At 36.2% G+C, this 18831-nt stretch carries 13 protein-coding genes; 8 read left to right on the top strand and 5 right to left on the bottom strand.

The features are described 5' to 3' along the window. Positions 1 to 158: 158 nt before the first annotated feature. Positions 159 to 1151: a Gfo/Idh/MocA family protein gene (locus tag ACHRV3_RS21895; protein WP_395436108.1), complete on the top strand. Its 993-nt coding sequence runs from the start codon at positions 159 to 161 to the stop codon at positions 1149 to 1151. Between the two features lie 257 nt (positions 1152 to 1408). Here the strand turns inward: ACHRV3_RS21895 and ACHRV3_RS21890 are convergent, their stop codons facing one another. Together ACHRV3_RS21890 and dnaE are read right to left on the bottom strand one after the other, a co-directional pair. After that, positions 1409 to 2359, bottom strand: a complete 951-nt coding sequence (locus tag ACHRV3_RS21890) for an outer membrane beta-barrel protein (RefSeq protein WP_395436109.1) — start codon at positions 2357 to 2359, stop codon at positions 1409 to 1411. A 177-nt stretch (positions 2360 to 2536) separates the two neighbouring features. Beyond that, entirely contained in the window at positions 2537 to 7075 is a 4539-nt protein-coding gene (gene dnaE, locus ACHRV3_RS21885) for a DNA polymerase III subunit alpha (protein WP_047777658.1), read from the bottom strand. Between the two features lie 740 nt (positions 7076 to 7815). Here dnaE and ACHRV3_RS21880 point away from each other — a divergent pair. Genes ACHRV3_RS21880 through ACHRV3_RS21870 form a run of 3 tightly spaced genes read left to right on the top strand, consistent with a single transcriptional unit; the run spans position 7816 to position 11546 of the window. Continuing rightward, positions 7816 to 8091 (top strand): hypothetical protein, encoded by a 276-nt coding sequence (locus ACHRV3_RS21880; RefSeq protein WP_047777656.1) that lies wholly within the window; start codon positions 7816 to 7818, stop codon positions 8089 to 8091. A gap of 41 nt (positions 8092 to 8132) precedes the next feature. Next, positions 8133 to 8918: a GLPGLI family protein gene (locus ACHRV3_RS21875; protein ID WP_047777655.1), complete on the top strand. Its 786-nt coding sequence runs from the start codon at positions 8133 to 8135 to the stop codon at positions 8916 to 8918. 6 nt (positions 8919 to 8924) lie between these two features. After that, entirely contained in the window at positions 8925 to 11546 is a 2622-nt protein-coding gene (locus ACHRV3_RS21870; RefSeq protein ID WP_395436110.1) for a carboxypeptidase-like regulatory domain-containing protein, read from the top strand. A gap of 20 nt (positions 11547 to 11566) precedes the next feature. Here the strand turns inward: ACHRV3_RS21870 and ACHRV3_RS21865 are convergent, their stop codons facing one another. Continuing rightward, complete coding sequence (locus ACHRV3_RS21865; RefSeq protein ID WP_395436111.1) at positions 11567 to 11986, bottom strand: DUF417 family protein; 420 nt, start codon at positions 11984 to 11986, stop codon at positions 11567 to 11569. A gap of 587 nt (positions 11987 to 12573) precedes the next feature. Between ACHRV3_RS21865 and leuC the strand changes: the two genes are divergently transcribed. The 4 genes from leuC to leuB all read left to right on the top strand — a co-directional run bounded on the left by leuC (position 12574) and on the right by leuB (position 17584). Continuing rightward, positions 12574 to 13968 carry a 3-isopropylmalate dehydratase large subunit gene (leuC, locus tag ACHRV3_RS21860; protein WP_395436112.1) on the top strand — a complete coding sequence of 465 codons (1395 nt, stop codon included), beginning with the start codon at positions 12574 to 12576 and terminating at the stop codon, positions 13966 to 13968. A 174-nt stretch (positions 13969 to 14142) separates the two neighbouring features. Then, entirely contained in the window at positions 14143 to 14739 is a 597-nt protein-coding gene (leuD, locus tag ACHRV3_RS21855) for a 3-isopropylmalate dehydratase small subunit (RefSeq protein ID WP_047777649.1), read from the top strand. A 124-nt stretch (positions 14740 to 14863) separates the two neighbouring features. Further along, the gene (locus ACHRV3_RS21850) at positions 14864 to 16384 is read left to right on the top strand and encodes an alpha-isopropylmalate synthase regulatory domain-containing protein (protein WP_047777647.1); all 1521 of its coding nucleotides are present in this window, start codon (positions 14864 to 14866) and stop codon (positions 16382 to 16384) included. Positions 16385 to 16519: 135 nt separating this feature from the next. Further along, entirely contained in the window at positions 16520 to 17584 is a 1065-nt protein-coding gene (gene leuB, locus ACHRV3_RS21845) for a 3-isopropylmalate dehydrogenase (protein WP_047777645.1), read from the top strand. A gap of 89 nt (positions 17585 to 17673) precedes the next feature. Here leuB and ACHRV3_RS21840 read toward each other — a convergent pair whose 3' ends face one another. Both ACHRV3_RS21840 and ACHRV3_RS21835 read right to left on the bottom strand, forming a co-directional pair. Further along, on the bottom strand, positions 17674 to 18027 hold the full coding sequence (locus ACHRV3_RS21840) for an RNA-binding protein (RefSeq protein WP_047777643.1): 354 nt from the start codon (positions 18025 to 18027) through the stop codon (positions 17674 to 17676). A gap of 146 nt (positions 18028 to 18173) precedes the next feature. Then, positions 18174 to 18650: a DUF6252 family protein gene (locus tag ACHRV3_RS21835; protein ID WP_395436114.1), complete on the bottom strand. Its 477-nt coding sequence runs from the start codon at positions 18648 to 18650 to the stop codon at positions 18174 to 18176. Positions 18651 to 18831 lie beyond the last annotated feature (181 nt).

Here is an 18831-nt window from a genome sequence, read left to right as displayed (position 1 = left end):
TTAAAAAAAAATCTGTGAAAATCTTTTCAATCTTTGGCAACATTTTTCTTAGACCAAGCATTTCAAAAAAAATTAGAGCAAATTCGTGTAATTCGTGGCAACCCTTTTTTTAAACAATCCTTTTCTCCTAAATTTGAAATACCTAAAAAAGCCAAAAAATGAAAATTGTAAAATGGGGAATCATTGGTTGCGGAAATGTAACCGAAGTTAAAAGCGGACCTGCTTTTCAAAAAACACCAAACTCTGCTTTAGTTGCCGTGATGCGCAGAGATCCTGTACTTGCGGAAGATTATGCAAAACGCCATAATGTCCCGAAATGGTATTCAAATGCCGTTGACTTAATCAACGATCCCGAAGTCGACGCGGTTTATATTGCGACACCTCCTTCTTCCCACAAAGAATACACTATTTTGTGTGCTAAAGCCGGAAAACCGGTTTATGTAGAAAAACCTATGGCGCTGACATTTGAAGAATGCAACGAAATGATAAACACCTGTAAAGCCCATAATGTCCCCTTGTTTGTGGCTTACTACAGAAGACGCTTACCTCGATTTCTTAAAATAAAAGAACTAATTGACCAAGGAAAGATAGGAACTGTAAGACATGTAAATTGTGTTTTGTACCACCCTTTTGAGCAACGTTACGATGATGAAATTAATTTACCCTGGACGGTTTTACCGCATCTCTCAGGTGGAGGAATTTTTGTGGATTTAGCCTGCCATACGCTCGATTTTCTGGATTACTTATTTGGACCAATCCAATCCGTTCGTGGTCATGCGAGTTCCCAACTTTTGGCTTATCCGGCAGAAGATACGGTTTCGATGTCCTTTTTGTTTGAAAATGGGATTCACGGTTCCGGTTTATGGAACTTTGCCAGTTTTGAACGTTATGACAATACCGAAATTGTAGGGGATAAAGGAAAAATCTCCTTCTCTACTTTTGGCAATGACCCCATTCATATTCAACTTGTCAATGGCGAGAAAGAAAGCATTACCATCGAAAACCCGCTTCACATACAACAACCTCTTATAGAAACCATAGTCGCTGAACTTCTGGGAGACGAAAATGCATCACCCTCTAATGGAGTCTCCGCATCAAGAACCACTTGGGTAATCGATGAAGTTTTGAAAGAATTTAGAAACTTGAAGTAGAAACACAGCTTATCTTGGTTCAACTATAAAAGCAAACACCTCAACTTTAGTATCACATTGTCATTTCGACGAAGGAGAAATCACATCAGAAATTCCACATAGAAAATCGCCAATCTTTGTCGAGTTACGAGTGTGATTTCTCCTTCGTCGAAAGGACAAAAAAGCGCCAAAAATTGAAATTTCACCCCTAACAAACAAAAAGAGGATACTCAAAATTGAATATCCTCTTTTTTCTAAAAACTAAAATTGCTATAAAATTATAGGCTGTATTTAAACCCTAAAGTCATACCTAAACCACTAATTCCAACGTAAGAACTTAGTTCATCCATTGCATCATTAGGTCTGGTTGTATCCTTAGTATCCATTGTTGCCGTATTAGGATTGAATAAAGGATTGTTAGAATTAACATCTAATCTATCTCTATAGTTTGTATGAATTTGAGCTTTGGTTCTGGTCGCCATAGCATCTTGTCCATTAATTGTAAATTCTGTTGTTTCTTTTGTTTTTCCGTGTACTGTAAAGTTACGGTACTCTAATTCTGCAAAAACAGAAAGGTTTTTTCCAATTTTATATGAAGTACCTAAAGCTGCCGTAAATCCTAAAGTAGGATTTGGCTTTACTTTATCAACACTATGAATCTCTCCAAAAGCAGTTGGAGCTCCTGATGGAGCAAAAGCAATTGGTGCATAAGCATCACTAGTAATCTCTAAATCTCCGTGAATAGGAACTAAAACCCCAACTTTTGTATAAGGCTCAAAACCTTTGTGCTCTCCTAAAAATAACACTAAAGCCGGAGCAAGATCAAAAGCAGTAATCTGACCTACTGATTTGAAGCTATACACACCTGCTGGAGTGATAGGCAAATCTGATCTGGTTTGTGCCATTGTCTTATCGTTACTAGTGTAATAATTAACACCTAACTCAACCCCTAAACGAGCATTGAATCTATATCCTGCAGTTATACCTGTTCTAAAACCTTCTCCAAAAGAACCTGTAACACTTTCTTCAGAAACTAATTTACCTCCTACATAGGTTTTATCTAAAGGAAGATTTCCCCCTACAGTTGGAAATTCAGTAGCAGCAGTTTGAATGAAGTAAGATCCACCCAATTTAAAATACCAGCTTTCCGGTTTCTCTGCTTTTTCTGTCTGCGCCATTGTGGCCATAGAGCAAACTAATAATCCTAATAGAAATAGGTTCTTTTTCATAATTTTGTTTTAATTAATTTATACAAACTTAAATTATTTTAACATAATTCACGAGTTTGCATGGTTAGACTTGGAACGAAATCGTTGTAATTTTGGGCAATATTACTAAAAAACTATTATGCATGCATAATTTTAACTAAAAAAAAATGCATTCTTTTAAATTTTAACTGTTAAAATTTAGTTCAGCTTAAAATTAATCTGCATTTTTTCTAATTCCTCTAATAGTTCCGTCGAAATCTTAACCTTTAGTCTACGGCTTGGCATGGTTAATTTGGTCACCACTTTTATTTCTTCGACCTCATTTACTTCCTGAATTTTGGTTGCTTCAATTGCATTTTCCTCACCATCGTTCTCCTCTTCAAAAACAGCGTCTTCTGTTTCTTCAAAATCTGTTGGTGTTTCTACCTCAACCAATCGCTTCACCTTTTCTAATTCCATGATTTCAAAAGTCACCGAGTTATCGCCTTTATTTTCATTAAATAAATGGCTTAGTTTATGGATGAACTCGGTTTGCAAGTCTTTAATATTTAATAACAAAATCAATTTTTTGGCAAATGTCTCCAGAATATCCTGCAGCTGCCTCACCTCAACAAACTGCATCCTTGGATCCGTTTTTTTACCGGTATCTCTGTTTACCCAACCGTCTTTAATTAAGATTTTCAAATAAACGAATTGGTTGTTGTATAAGAAATGGTAGAACTTCAGGTATTCCTCCCCAAAAATTTTAAACTCAAAACTTTCATCATATCCCTCTAAGGTGAAAATCGCCCAATCCTTACCATTTTTAGCCGTTCTCCTTTGGAAATTGCTAACAATACCGGCAAAGTTTAAACTCTTACCTACATAAAGTTCCATGCTTTTTAAAGCTTCTAATCGGGCATTACAAAAGTATTTCATTTCAAATCTAAAATCATCCAGTGGATGACCCGAAATATAAATTCCAACGACTTCTTTTTCTCTTGAAAGTTTCTCCATTGTACTCCAGTCTTCACAAGGAGGCACAATAGGCTCTGCGATTTGCACTTCACTCGTTTCTCCAAACAAACTCACTTGCGATGAATTTTCGTTCTCCTGAAACTTCGATCCGTAGCGTATGGCTTTTTCATAAAACGTAATCCCATCTCCGTCATCATGAAAATACTGCGCTCTTGTAGTCCCTTCAAACGAATCAAAACCACCGGCAAGAGCCAGATTTTCGATCGCTTTTTTATTGGCTGCACGCAAATCAATTCGTTTGGCCAAATCAAAAATGGACTTGTACTTCCCGTCTTTTCTGGTTTCAACAATCGTTTCTACTGCTCCCGAACCTACTCCTTTGATCGCACCCATTCCAAAACGAACAGCGTAATCATCATTTACTGTAAATTTATAGTACGACTCATTCACGTCTGGACCTAATACTGCCAATCCCATACGTTTACATTCTTCCATAAAAAAGGATACCTGTTTGATATCATTCATATTATTCGAAAGAACCGCCGCCATATATTCCGCCGGATAATGTGCTTTTAAGTAAGCCGTTTGATAGGCAATCCAGGCATAACAAGTCGAGTGAGATTTGTTGAAGGCGTAACTCGCAAAAGCCTCCCAGTCTTTCCAGATTTTCTCCAAAACCTTTGCATCATGTCCTTTTTTTGCAGCTTGTTCCACAAATTTAGGTTTCATTTTATCCAGTACGTCCTTTTGTTTCTTACCCATCGCTTTACGCAAAACGTCGGCCTCACCTTTTGTAAAATCAGCCAATGATTGCGACAAAAGCATTACCTGCTCCTGATAAACTGTAATTCCGTAAGTCTCTCCTAAATATTCTTCACAGGCATCTAAATCGTATTTAATTTCTTCTTCCCCGTTTTTTCTTCGAACGAAAGAAGGAATATACTCTAACGGTCCCGGACGATATAAAGCATTCATGGCAATTAAATCTCCAAACACCGTCGGTTTCAGTTCTTTCATGTATTTCTGCATCCCGGGCGACTCGTATTGGAAGATTCCAACGGTTTCTCCTCTCTGGAAAAGCTCATAAGTCGGAGCGTCATCAATAGGAAATTCATCGGGATTCAGATCGATTCCGTTTCTGTATTTTACCAGTTTAACGGTATCTTTTATCAGCGTAAGGGTCTTCAGACCCAAGAAGTCCATTTTAAGCAATCCGGCACTTTCTGCGACCGAGTTGTCAAACTGAGTTACATATAAATCCGAATCTTTTGCGGTTGTAACCGGAACGAAATTGGTAATATCCGATGGCGTAATGATTACACCACAGGCATGGATACCTGTATTTCGCATCGATCCTTCCAGAATTTTTGCTTGCTGAATGGTTTCACCTGCCAAATCATCTTCATTGGCAATGGCAATTAATTCCTTTACATTATCAAATTCATCCGAACGAAGTGCTTTTTTAATATCGTCTTCACTTTCAGAAATAAAACGCGCCAAATTCCATTTTGACGGCATCATTCCCGGAATCAATTTTGCTATTCTATCGGCTTCAAATAGTGGTAAATCCAGTACACGAGCCGTATCACGAATCGCAGATTTAGTCGCCATTTTACCATAGGTAATAATTTGCGCTACCTGATTCTTACCATATTTATTGATTACATAATCCATAACACGACCACGACCCTCATCATCAAAATCGATATCAATATCGGGCATGGATACACGATCCGGATTCAGGAAACGCTCAAAAAGCAAATCGTACTTAATCGGGTCAATGTTGGTAATTCCTAAACAATAGGCTACTGCAGAACCCGCCGCAGATCCACGACCGGGACCTACCGAAACATCCATGTTTCTGGCTTCGGCGATGAAATCCTGACAAATCAAAAAGTAACCCGGATATCCGGAATTCGAAATCGTCAACAACTCAAAGTCCAGACGTTCCTGAATCGATTCGGTAATTTCACCGTATCGCCTTTTTGCCCCCGTCATGGTAAGATGACGCAAATATTTATTTTCACCGCGAACACCACCGTCAGCCTCGTCTTCTACCACTAAAAATTCCTCAGGAATATCAAATTTCGGAAGCAATACATCGCGATAAAGTGAGTAAATCTCCACCTTGTCGACAATTTCCTGAATGTTGATAATCGCATCAGGCAAATCAGAAAAGAGCTTTTTCATCTCTTCTTGCGACTTGTAATAGTATTCCTGATTCGGTAATCCGTAGCGGTAACCTCGGCCACGACCAATTGGTGTTGCTTGTTTTTCACCATCTTTTACACACAACAAAATATCGTGTGCATTGGCATCTTCCTTATTTAAATAGTAGGTATTGTTTGTCGCAATTAACTTGACATTGTGTTTCTGTGAAAATTCAATCAGGGTTTTGTTAACACGATTTTCATCTTCCTGATTGTGGCGCATAACTTCAAGATAAAAATCATCCCCAAATTGCTCTTTCCACCAAATCAAGGCTTCTTCCGCCTGATTTTCACCAACGTTCAAAATTTTACTCTGAATCTCTCCATATAAATTCCCGGAAAGCACCATAATGTCTTCCTTATAGTACTCGATAATTTTTCGATCGACTCTGGGAACATAATAGAATCCGTCGGTAAACGCAATCGAAGACATTTTAGCCAGATTGTGATAACCTTTTTTGTTTTTGGCTAATAACACAATCTGATTACCGTTGTCTTTTTTACTTTTATCTAAATGATTGTCGCAGACATTAAATTCACATCCGACAATTGGCTTAATTTCCATTTCTGTTGGCTCTTCGCCAGCATCAACCAAAGCTTTATTTTTACCGGAAGCCGCTTTATTATGATTCATCACCGCACTCACAAAGTGGAAGGCTCCCATCATGTTTCCGGTATCTGTCATCGCAACAGCCGGCATACCATTTTTGGCCGTAGCCGCAACAATATTACCAATACCAATAGTAGATTGTAAAACCGAAAACTGTGTATGATTGTGTAAATGCGAATATTTCGCCGCTATAAAATCTTGTTGATCAGACTCCGAAACAACCGTTTCTTTTCCATCGGATTCTAATGCTCGCAACTGTTCTCTGATTTTATCAGAAGCTGCTTTTAAATTGATGTGTTTTAGACCGATAAGTTTGATCGGCTGCGGGTTTTTATTTTGAAATTCTCCAAAATAATCCTTTGGTACATCTAACTCTTCTTTGGTAAAAACCTCTCTTCTGATTAACTCCAGGAAACAACGCGTCGTTGCCTCAACATCGGCAGTTGCGTTGTGCGCTTCCGCGAAAGGCTTATCGAAAAGATAACTGTGTAATTCTGTAAGAGTTGGTAATTTGAATTTTCCACCTCTACCTCCCGGAAGTTGTAATAAGGAGGCCGTAACTTCGGTACAGGTATCTAAAACAGGCATAGAACTCATTGGAGAGTCCACACCCATTCTATGAAATTCAGCACCCATAATATTAACGTCAAAACCCAAATTCTGACCTACAATATATTTGGTTTTACTTAAAGCGATATTGAATTTCTCCAAAACTTCGGCAAGCGTAATTCCATCAGCTTCTGCTAATTCTGTAGAAATTCCGTGAATACGTTCCGCGTCATATGGGATATTAAATCCGTCAGGTTTTACCAGATAGTCCTGATGTTCTATCAGTTTCCCCATATCGTCATGCAACTGCCAAGCAATTTGTATACAGCGAGGCCAGTTATCAGAATCGGTTATTGGAGCATCCCAACGTTTTGGTAATCCAGTAGTTTCAGTATCGAATATTAAATACATAGGTTTAAAAGACAAAAATTAAACCCCCAAATTCAAAACTTCATCATTCATAAAACACTGATTTCATGAACCATAAAGAACTTTAAATTAAAAAATGGAGGAAGTTCAAAATTAGTCTTTTTTAGGCTATTGACGAAATAGATTTTATCAACATCAGGATTTTTCCCGACATTCTCTTTTTTGAGCAAAATCCTATCGGGATTGCTATTTTTTTTCAAAATAAAACCTGTTAATTTTTATTAATTTTAATCCTTTTCTGCGAATCAGCTGCGTTTTATGCTGTTACCCCCTATTAATTAAACTGAAAAAACCGGAAAACGATGAAAACAATATTCACATTAGTCCTCACAGTTCTTACGTCTGTTGGCGCTTTCGCAAACAACGACTCAAAAAACATTATTAAACCTTTCGCAATCAAAAAATAATGCACTAGAAACAATTTTAGAATCAAATTCCATAATGGCAGATGAAGCAACTTTAATCGCTATTGATTGCAGAGATGGCAACCTTTATTACATACATTGTCATTATTATTCCCCTGAAACAATAGCAGAAATACTTAAGGAGGCTTGCCGATAAAGCCACATAAGTTTTTTGTTAATTGTACTACTATTCCTCCGTAATTATACGTGATTAAAAAAAAACCTGTTAAATTTTTAATTTTTATATGGTTTTATTCTATAAATTAGCCTGCTTTATGCTGTTAAAATTTTATTAATTTAACCAAAAACCTAAAAATTATGAAAACAATATTCACATTAGCCATTACAGTTCTTATGTCTGTTGGAGTTTTCGCAAATAGCAGCTCAAAAAACATAAATCCAGAAGTAAATAAGGAAATCAACAAATCCTTTGTAATCGAAAATAAAATTGTTGAACCCGTTTTAGAATCAAACCCATTAATCCAAGTATACGATGTAACTGTTGATTGTGGAGACGGAACCGGCTGGGCATTTACTTGTGACGGATGTTCCATTGGACAAATAGTAGATTTAGCTTTAGAACTTTGTAGCTAAAATCTAAAAACAACAGCATAAAGCATTATAAAATGATACTTATGAAAAAACTACTACTCCTCACAGTATTTACAATTTACACCTACTCTTATGCTCAAAACAAAGGAATTGTGTATTATGGGCACATCGAAAGTCCGGGCAAGGGAGGTCCTAATGGCTTAGATTTTAACTCTTACCTTATTTTTGACCAAAACCAGTCCTATTATGTTAGCGCCAAAGATTCTCTGGAAAATGAATCTAATATTGAAAGTCAAAAGAAAAAAAAGGCAGAAGGGGAAATCAAACAGATTTACCTCGGGAAACATACCTTAGAACAAGGAAAACAGGTATATTACGACAGAGCCAAAGATAGTTTGTGGTGGAATAAAAAATATTCTAATGAGATTTACGGAAAAGAAAAGCGTGTAGCAATAGAATGGAAAATTGACCCTGAAACGAAAAAAATTGGAAATCTTCTTTGCAATAAAGCAACCGGGCATTTTAGAGGACGGGATTACACCGTCTGGTTTACCAAAGAGATTCCTGTTCCGTTTGGGCCTTGGAAACTGCAGGGATTACCCGGATTAATACTCGAAGCTTATGACACCAAGAAGGAATTATACATCTATTTCAAATCACTAGAATACCCGTCGAAAAATGTATCTGTTCCGAAAATTAAGCCCATCAATCAAGGCACTCCTACCAATTGGGTCTCAATTGACGAGTATAAAATGATTTTAGAAAAGTTGATAGAAAAAAACAAAAACAAGGCTATTTTATTAGGAAAAGAACATGGTGTTACGATAAAAGCAGCTGGAATGAATGATATTAGCACCGAAATATTCTGAAATTAAATGCTAAAACTATTCTCTTTTATTTTTTTCATCCCTTTTATTGCATTTTCCCAAAATATTAAAATATCGGGAACTATAAAAGACAAACAGAACAGAAGCGTCGAAAGGGCTTCTGTTGTTATTTTAGACAACTCTGGAAATATTCTATTCTATACTTTTGCTAATGAAGAGGGAAACTATACTCTTCAATTAAAAAAACCAGCCAGCGGAATTGTAAGTATAGAAATTTCTTGCTTAGGCTTTGCTAAAAACACAAACGTAATTGATCTCAGCACAAAGACTGAAATAAATCACTCTGTTTCTCTGGAATCCCAACAAGAAAGTTTGAAGGAAGTCGTAATAGAATCGCACAAAAAAGTAAGAATCAATCAGGATACGACCACTATAAAGGCGAGCGCTTTTTCTAACCAAACAGAGCAAACAATAGAAGACATTTTAAAAAAATTACCCGGTATCGAAGTTCAGAAAGACGGCTCTATAAAAGCCCATGGAAAACCTATTGATAAATTACTTGTTGAAGGAGAAGATTTGTTTGATAAGAACTACACCTTACTGTCCAAAAATCTGGATGCAAAAACACTTGATGAAGTGCAAATAATAGAAGCATTTGAAGATAATCCCATTTTCAAAAAAATGAATAATTCGGATAAAGTTGCGTTGAATCTGAAGTTAAAAAAAGACAAGCAAAATATCTGGTTCGGCAACATAACGGCCGGAGCTGGCATAATTTCTGAAAACCGATGGAAAGAAGGTATTAATCTCGGACTATTAAAAAAGAAGATCAAAATCTTTTACTTGGCAGACTACAACAATTCAGGCGAAAAAGCAACTTCACTTATAAAAGAATCCAGTATAAATCTTGATTTTTTTGGGGCAGACCGAATCGAAAAAAAGGCAAGAAAACAATACGTTATCAACAGTAATGAAAACAGTTCTTTCAGTAAATCTCAAAGCGTCTTTAACAAAGCACTATTTAATTCTTTAAGTTTTACCACAAAACTTAAACCTTCCTTAACCCTTCGTGGGGTTGGCTATTTTACTAATGACCATCAAATTCAGCATTCTTTTTCAGAAACAATTTACAACATAGACCCGCAACCTATAATCAACTCCGAAGCCAATCACTATTCCGGCAAAAAAACACTTTCATCAGGAGAAATTGAACTTAAATATTCAGGGAATGAAGACAATTATCTCACTAACTTATTTATTTACAAGAACAATCCTGATGTTATAAATTCAAATCTCTTATTTAATAATGAGCAAATCAATCAGAATTCTAAAAACAGCAATTATACTTTTTACAATCATCTTAACCACAGTTACAGCTTATCGAATCAAACAATATTAAACAATTATATTTATTTGGGAAGCGATTATTTGAATGAGAAAAACAGATTAAAATCTCCCTTTTTAAATGAATTTTTCAAAATAGATCCGGAAGCTCAGATTGACCAAAAGGGGGATACTAAAATCCAGTATTTTGGAATCAAAAGTAAACTGATTTCGAAGTACAAAAAACTAGAATCTGTTCTTGCTTTTCAATACGAAAAAAGCAAAGAATCAATCGTTTCAGATTTTCTTATCGACCAAAAACAAAAGACAGACTACCAGGTAGACACAAACACAAATCAAACCATATTTTCTTTCGATGCGGGAATCCGGTACAATTTTACTTCTGAAACAGATTTTACAGCTAATCTGAAATATGTTCAAAATAACTTTGCACGCAATATTTCTCAGCAACATTTTCATTTTTTTAATCCTGTATTTTCATTTAATCTAAAAAAAACACGCTTAGGGACATTCCGGTTAAACTATTCCGAAAACAGTTCTCTGCCTGAAATTAATTATCTAAAAACAAACTATTTACTGGCAGACTACCGAACTTTCGAAAAGGGAGTTTCTGATGTTGCACTTTTAAAAAACAAAACCATTTCTTTTTTACACACCTTGTACAAAGATGAAAAGGGATTTTCTGTTAAGACCAATTTAGTCTATACAAAATTGAAGAAAACGCTTAATATCGATAACCTGATTACTCAGAATTTCAACTTCAAAAACTATATCGTTACAAACGGAGGAGAAAATTATAACGCCTCTTTTAGCTTCATTAATTACCTGAAAAAACTAAAATGGGCCACCAAGATAGCCACACAACAAACCTGGAGTAATACTCCGACAAAAGTAAACAACCAAGACTTTACAAACCTAAAAAGTTACAATAGTCAGTATTCCTTTTCAGCAACAAGTTATTATAGCTTAGTCGTAAACTTTGATTTTGGTTTCAATTACAACTACTATCAGACAAATTTCAATAATACACTTACTACCAATACAACCAAAGATGCTTTCATTAACTGTAACTATAAAATTTCAAAAGTATGGTTAGCCGAAGTCAATACGACCTATTATAAAATTAATACTCAAAATTACAGTTTTGTAAACATTATTGCCAATTACACTCCTGAAAACAGCCGCTTTTCTTATCGCCTCCTGTTCAATAATGTAACCAACGAGAACGAATTTACATTGGTTACATTAGATAGTTACACCTCTTATAAAGCTACTATAGATTTAGTTCCCCGGTATTTACTTGCAACAGTAAAATACCGCTTTTAACCCAAATGAGAAACCATTTTTTATTCTTTGCTTTTCGCATAAACCAGTAACGAAATAGCCAAATAAGGAATATCTTTAAGAATAAAAAAGTCCGTAACAGGAAAATTCTCAACCATTTTAAAAACACCCGGCGTTGTAAAAAGAAAACTCAATGTAGTAACAAAAATAACCGCCGATGCCAAACCCGAGTACATCGCTATTTTTTTATTAAAAAAAGACAATGCCAGACCTATTCCCGTAACTACTTCAAATATTCCTATTACATTCGAAACCTGTTGCACTGACATTACTTTGTACATCCAGCCCATTGCAAAATGATTTTCGACTAAACCTTTTATAGCTCCTGCTTCTACAGCAGTAAACTTAAAAAGCCCAACCCAAAGCAAAATAATAACAGTTCCGAAAACACCAATTCTGTAAGCAATCTGATTTAAATTCATGATTTTATTTATTTTTATTAGAAATATCAAAATTAAGAGCCTTTTCGCGAGGCAAATGTCAGATAGTTGTCATTACACCTAAATTCGTCCTAAACAACCTTAATATCTTATATTTCCATTCTAAAAAACAAAAATTCACTTTCTTGGATGTCGTAGTATTGGAATCAAAAAAAAACAAATAAAGTCTTTCAAAAATCTTCGTTTTACACCTCAAAAAAGAGCTTTCATCCACGCTTTCAGAAATTCAAAAACAAAATCAAAACTATCAATAATCACTATTTTACGGCATTAAAACCTATAAAATCAGTCATTTTACATTGAATCTAAGGTAAAATTGCTAATTACAAAAAACTGCAGCAACCATAAAACAACTCCTCATTAAAAGAAATACAAAATCAATTTCCACTTTAATTTTGGAATTCAGTTTTACGGAATAAAAGCGAATCTTAATTTGTATTTTAGTTTGGGTATCGTATATAATGCAATATTGAAATTGACTACTTTATATCTTTATTTAATTTTGTTTTCCTATTATAATTACCAAAGAATTGCGGTAGTTATAAAATTACAAATAAAAAAAATAAAAAATGAGTAAGACATTATTTGACAAAGTATGGGATTCACATGTAGTACGTAAAATTGAAGATGGACCGGATGTGTTTTTTATTGACCGTCATTTCATTCACGAAGTTACGAGTCCTGTTGCTTTTTTAGGATTAAAAGCCAGAGGCGTTACCGTTTTATATCCGGAACGTACTTTTGCAACTGCCGATCACAATACACCAACTATAAACCAACATTTACCGGTTGAAGACGCTTTATCTGCCAATCAGCTTAAAGCGCTTGAAGATAATGCCGCCGAATACGGTATTTCGCACTGGGGATTAGGACATAAAAAAAATGGAATTGTACACGTAGTAGGTCCTGAAAACGGAATTACTTTGCCAGGTGCCACTATTGTTTGCGGAGATTCGCATACCTCTACTCATGGTGCTTTTGGAGCAATTGCTTTCGGTATCGGAACTTCTGAGGTCGAAATGGTACTTTCTACACAATGTATTATGCAGCCTAAACCAAAGAAAATGCGTATCAACGTAAATGGCGAATTAAGCAAAGGTGTTGGCCCAAAAGATGTTGCTCTTTATATTATTGCACAATTAACTACTTCAGGTGGTACCGGATATTTTGTTGAATATGCCGGTGATGTTTTTGAAAACATGACCATGGAAGGCCGTATGACCGTTTGTAACCTAAGTATCGAAATGGGCGCTCGTGGTGGTATGATTGCTCCCGATCAAAAAACATTTGATTTCCTTGAAGGCAAGCTATACGCTCCAAAAGGCGAAACTTGGGACAATGCAGTTGCTTACTGGAAAACCCTAAAAACGGATGCTGATGCTGTTTTTGATGCTGAACTAAACATCAAAGCCTCAGACATTGAACCTATGATTACTTATGGTACTAACCCGGGAATGGGAATTGGTATCTCTAAACATATTCCGAACGCCAACCAAGTGGAAGGCGGTGAGGAAACCTATAAAAAATCTCTTGCCTACATGGGCTTTCAGGAAGACGATGTTATGATTGGAAAACCAATTGATTACGTTTTCTTAGGAAGTTGCACCAATGGACGTATTGAAGATTTCAGAGCTTTTGCTGAAATTGTAAAAGGAAGAAAAAAAGCAGAAAATGTAACTGCTTGGTTAGTTCCAGGTTCTCACGTTGTAGAAGCTCAAATTAAAGAAGAAGGTATATTGGATATTTTGACAGAAGCCGGTTTCGTATTACGTCAACCGGGATGTTCTGCCTGTCTGGCAATGAATGATGACAAAGTTCCGGCAGGAAAATACGCAGTGAGTACTTCAAATAGAAATTTCGAAGGCCGTCAAGGTCCGGGTTCAAGAACACTTTTAGCAAGTCCAATTATGGCTGCCGCTGCTGCCGTTACCGGAAAACTAACAGATCCTAGAGAGTTATTTTAGATTGAAGATTTTAGATTTTAAATTTCACTTTGCGAATGGCATTGCTGCTTTAAAATCTAAAACCTTCAAAAAAAAATTCACTTACATTATTTAACAGAAAATCATTTTAGCGTTTACGATTTCGTCCTACTTAAGGAAAATCTAAAATCTAAAATCCTAAAATCTAAAATCACAATGGCATACGATAAATTTAATATCCTTACCAGCAGTGCTGTGCCGCTGCCAATTGAAAACGTAGACACCGATCAAATCATACCGGCCCGTTTCTTAAAAGCTACAAAACGAGAAGGTTTTGGAGACAACCTTTTTAGAGATTGGAGATACAATGGAGACGATACTCCGAAAGCTGATTTCGTTTTAAACAATGCTACCTACTCGGGGCAAATTTTGGTTGGGGGAAAAAACTTCGGTTCAGGATCTTCCAGAGAACATGCTGCCTGGGCGGTTTATGACTATGGATTCCGCGCTGTAGTTTCCAGTTTCTTCGCTGATATCTTCAAAGGAAACTGTCTTAATATTGGTGTTTTACCGGTACAAGTAAGCCCGGAATTTGCTGAAATTATTTTCAACGCCATCGAAGCCGATCCTAAAACAGCATTAGAAATCAATTTACCGGAACAAACGATTACTTTATTGGCAACGGGTCAAAAAGAATCTTTTGCCATTAACGGATACAAAAAGAATAACATGATCAATGGCTTTGACGACATTGATTACCTGCAAAACATTAGTGAAGATATTGTGGCTTTTGCCGATAAACTTCCATACTAAAAAAATCCAACTCACGCTATTGGGCCCGACTGGTTTTTTGAAATCAGTCGGGTCTTTATAAGTTAGACCAATCAAAACAACACAACTAAATTTTACTTTTAAAAAAGGAATTCCGAAACTGGCTATGAAAAAAAGAAAAATTGAAATAATGGATACGACACTCCGTGATGGCGAACAAACCTCAGGAGTTTCTTTTTCTGCTGCAGAAAAACTAACCATTGCACAATTGTTGTTGGAAGAACTAAATATTGACCGAATCGAAATTGCTTCTGCCCGTGTAAGCGAAGGCGAATTTCAAGGCGTAAAAGGCATTATGTCCTGGGCCGAAGAACGAGGTTATACCAAACGAATAGAAGTTTTGACTTTTGTTGACGGCGGTCTTTCGATTGAATGGATGAAAAAAACAGGAGCCAAAGTTCAAAATCTACTAACCAAAGGCTCTCTGAATCATCTGACCCATCAATTAAAAAAAACACCGGAACAGCATTTTTCTGAAATTGCCCAAACCATTACACTTGCTCAAGAAAACAACATAGACACCAACGTTTATTTGGAAGACTGGAGCAACGGTATGCGTAATTCTCCCGAATATGTATTTCAATACTTAGATTTTTTAACACAACAGCCTGTAAAAAGAATTTTACTCCCGGACACTCTTGGCGTATTAATTCCATCACAAGCTTTTGAATTTATTTCAAAAATCACAGCCCGATATCCCAATATCCATTTTGATTTTCACGCTCATAACGATTACGATTTAAGCGTAGCCAATGTTATGGAAGCTATAAAAGGAGGCATTCATGGCCTGCATGTTACCGTAAACGGAATGGGAGAACGAGCAGGAAACGCTCCTCTGGAAAGTACCGTCGCAGTAATAAACGATTATATGCCCGAAGTTAGCATTAGTATAAAAGAGACCTCTCTTTATACTGTAAGCAAATTGGTGGAGACTTTTACCGGTTACCGAATTCCTGCCAACAAACCAATTGTCGGCGATAATGTTTTTACACAAACCGCCGGTATTCATGCCGATGGTGACAACAAAAACAACTTATATTTTAATGATTTGCTTCCGGAGCGCTTTGGACGAAAAAGAAAATACGCGCTCGGAAAAACTTCAGGAAAAGCCAATATCGAAAAAAACCTGCAGGAATTAGGTTTAAAACTAAACCAGGAAGATTTAAAATTAGTCACCCAAAGAATCATCGAATTAGGAGACAAAAAAGAAACCGTTACCAAGGAAGACCTTCCTTATATTATTTCTGATGTTTTAGACAGTCATACTTACGAAGAAAAAATAAAAATCGAGTCCTATATATTAGTGCACTCAAAAGGAATGCGCCCATCAACCACTTTATGCCTGATATTTGACGGAGAAATAATTGAAGAAAACGCACAAGGAGATGGTCAGTTTGATGCCTTTATGAATGCTTTGTCTAAAATTTACAAACAAAAGAAATTAACGCTGCCAAAATTAATCGACTATGCGGTCAGAATTCCCCCGGGAAGTAGTTCTGACGCTTTATGCGAAACCATCATCACTTGGGTAAACAACGGAAAAGAATTCAAAACCAGAGGTCTGGATTCTGATCAAACCGTTGCCGCAATTATTGCCACTCAGAAAATGCTGAATGTGGTTACCTAAGTTGCTAAGGTTCTAAGGCCCTAAAATTCTAAGTTTTAAAATCTTTGAATTTAGATGCTAAGTTCCTCAAAACCCTAAAACTTAGAAACTCAGTCACTCAGAAACTTAGAAACTAAAAAAACAAACAATAAAATAATGAAATTTAACATAGCCCTATTAGCAGGAGACGGAATTGGTCCTGAGGTAATTAATGAAGCCGTAAAAGTATCTGATGCTATTGCAAAAAAATTCAATCACGAAATAACTTGGACACCCGCACTTACAGGCGCCTGTGCCATTGATGCCGTTGGTGTTCCTTATCCTGATGAAACACACGAAATCTGTATGAAAGCAGATGCCGTTTTATTTGGAGCAATCGGACATCCGAAATATGATAACGATCCAAGCGCACCCGTTCGTCCGGAACAAGGTTTATTATTGATGCGTAAAAAACTAGGTTTGTTCGCCAATGTTCGTCCAACCTTTACTTTCCCTTCTCTAATTGACAATTCTCCTTTAAAAAGAGAAAGAATCGAAGGAACAGATTTAGTTTTCTTAAGAGAACTTACCGGAGGAATTTACTTTGGCGAAAAAGGAAGAAAAGATGGTGGAGAAACTGCTTTTGACAATTGCGTCTACACCAGAGTTGAAGTACAACGTTTGGCCAAAAAAGGTTTCGAACTAGCCATGACCCGCAGCAAAAAACTGTGTTGTGTGGACAAAGCAAACGTATTAGAAACTTCTCGCTTATGGAGAGAAACCGTACAAGCAATGGAAAAAGACTATCCGGAAGTAACCGTTTCTTACGAGTTTGTTGATGCGGTTGCCATGCGTTTAGTACAATGGCCAAATTCTTATGATGTTTTAATCACCGAAAATTTATTTGGAGATATCTTAACAGACGAGGCTTCTGTAATTTCCGGATCAATGGGATTAATGCCTTCAGCTTCTGTTGGTACACACACTTCACTTTACGAACCCATCCACGGATCTTATCCACAAGCAACTGGTTTAAATATTGCGAACCCTCTGGCAACGATTTTATCTGCTGCTATGATGTTCGAAGATGCTTTTGGACTAAAAGAAGAAGCGGAAGCTATTAGAGCTGTTGTCAATAAATCGTTGGAACAAGGATTTGTTACAGAAGATTTAGCCCCAAAAGGTGCAAAAACATATAAAACCAGCGAAGTTGGAGATTGGTTGGTTGCGAATTTGTCTTAAAAATAACCGTAGAGACGCACAGGCAAAATACGGCACAAAAAAAAGGCGTCAATAAAAATTGACGCCTTTTGTATATTTAGAAAAAAATATTAATATCCTCCTCTGTTACCACCACGGTCATTTCCACCACCACGGTTGTTTCCGTAACCTCCGCGAGAATCACCTCCACGGTTGTTATTGAAGCTTCTTCTTTCACCTTCAGGTTTCGGTTCAGATTTATTAACAACAATTGCACGTCCTTGAACAGTAGCTCCGTTCAATTCATCAATTGCTTTTTGAGCTTCGCTATCGTTTGGCATCTCAACGAAACCAAATCCTTTGCTTCTTCCAGTGAATTTATCAGTAATGATTTTAACTGAATCAACTGCTCCGTAAGCCTCGAAAGACTCTCTTAAATCTGCTTCCTCAATACTGAATGGAAGGCTTCCAACAAAAATGTTCATATGTACTTATTTATAATAATGTAGCAAATGTAATCTTATTTTTCTCTAATCCACTATATATTAGTTTATTTATGCTTTTATTTTGATTTAAAAAAGTAAAAATCAACCAGAATCAAGCAATGAGAAATCAAATTACAAGCAATGTCTTATTGGACAGGTTCTAGTGGAACTTTGTAAAACACTCCCTCTGTAAAATGGACTTCTGATTTTTCGGTATTATTTTCTTCCGGATTCACCGCACTAAATTTAAAAGTTCCTGAAATCGTGTTAGTTTCTGTATTATATTCCGTAATCACAATCAGCCCGTCCCCAATATTGGTTCCTGTAGAGAATCCTTCTACTTCAGCCGGAAGCGTATTTAAATAGGATGCTTTTGAAATTGCATCAACACCAAGAACATAGGTTTTTTCACCTGAAGAAGCCGTTTGCAGACTCACTTTTTCAAAACCCAATGTTCCTTCAATGACTACTCTCCCATCTGTGTCGATGTGTGCGCTATAACTCTGGGCTCTCCAAAAATCATTATCTTTTAAAGCTTGAAATGCAGGGTTATTGAACTTTATCTCTTCTGTACAAGAGGTGAGTACAAGAAGTAATGAAAGAAAATAAAAATATTTTTTCATACAGAATAATTTAATGCAAAAGTATTTGATTTAAAAGAAATAGCTAAAAAGCAAGCTCAAAAACAACAAAATTTTAAGAATAATACACCTTAAAGACATTTAATATAGTTTTGAACGCACAATTCAGAAAAAAATTATATCTTTGCGCCCTTAATTAATAGGGGTCGAGTACCTCAAAATT

Source organism: Flavobacterium sp. FlaQc-49, assembly GCF_044005985.1.
Lineage (GTDB): Bacteria > Bacteroidota > Bacteroidia > Flavobacteriales > Flavobacteriaceae > Flavobacterium > Flavobacterium cupriresistens.
This window is presented reverse-complemented; position numbering and strand designations above follow the sequence as displayed.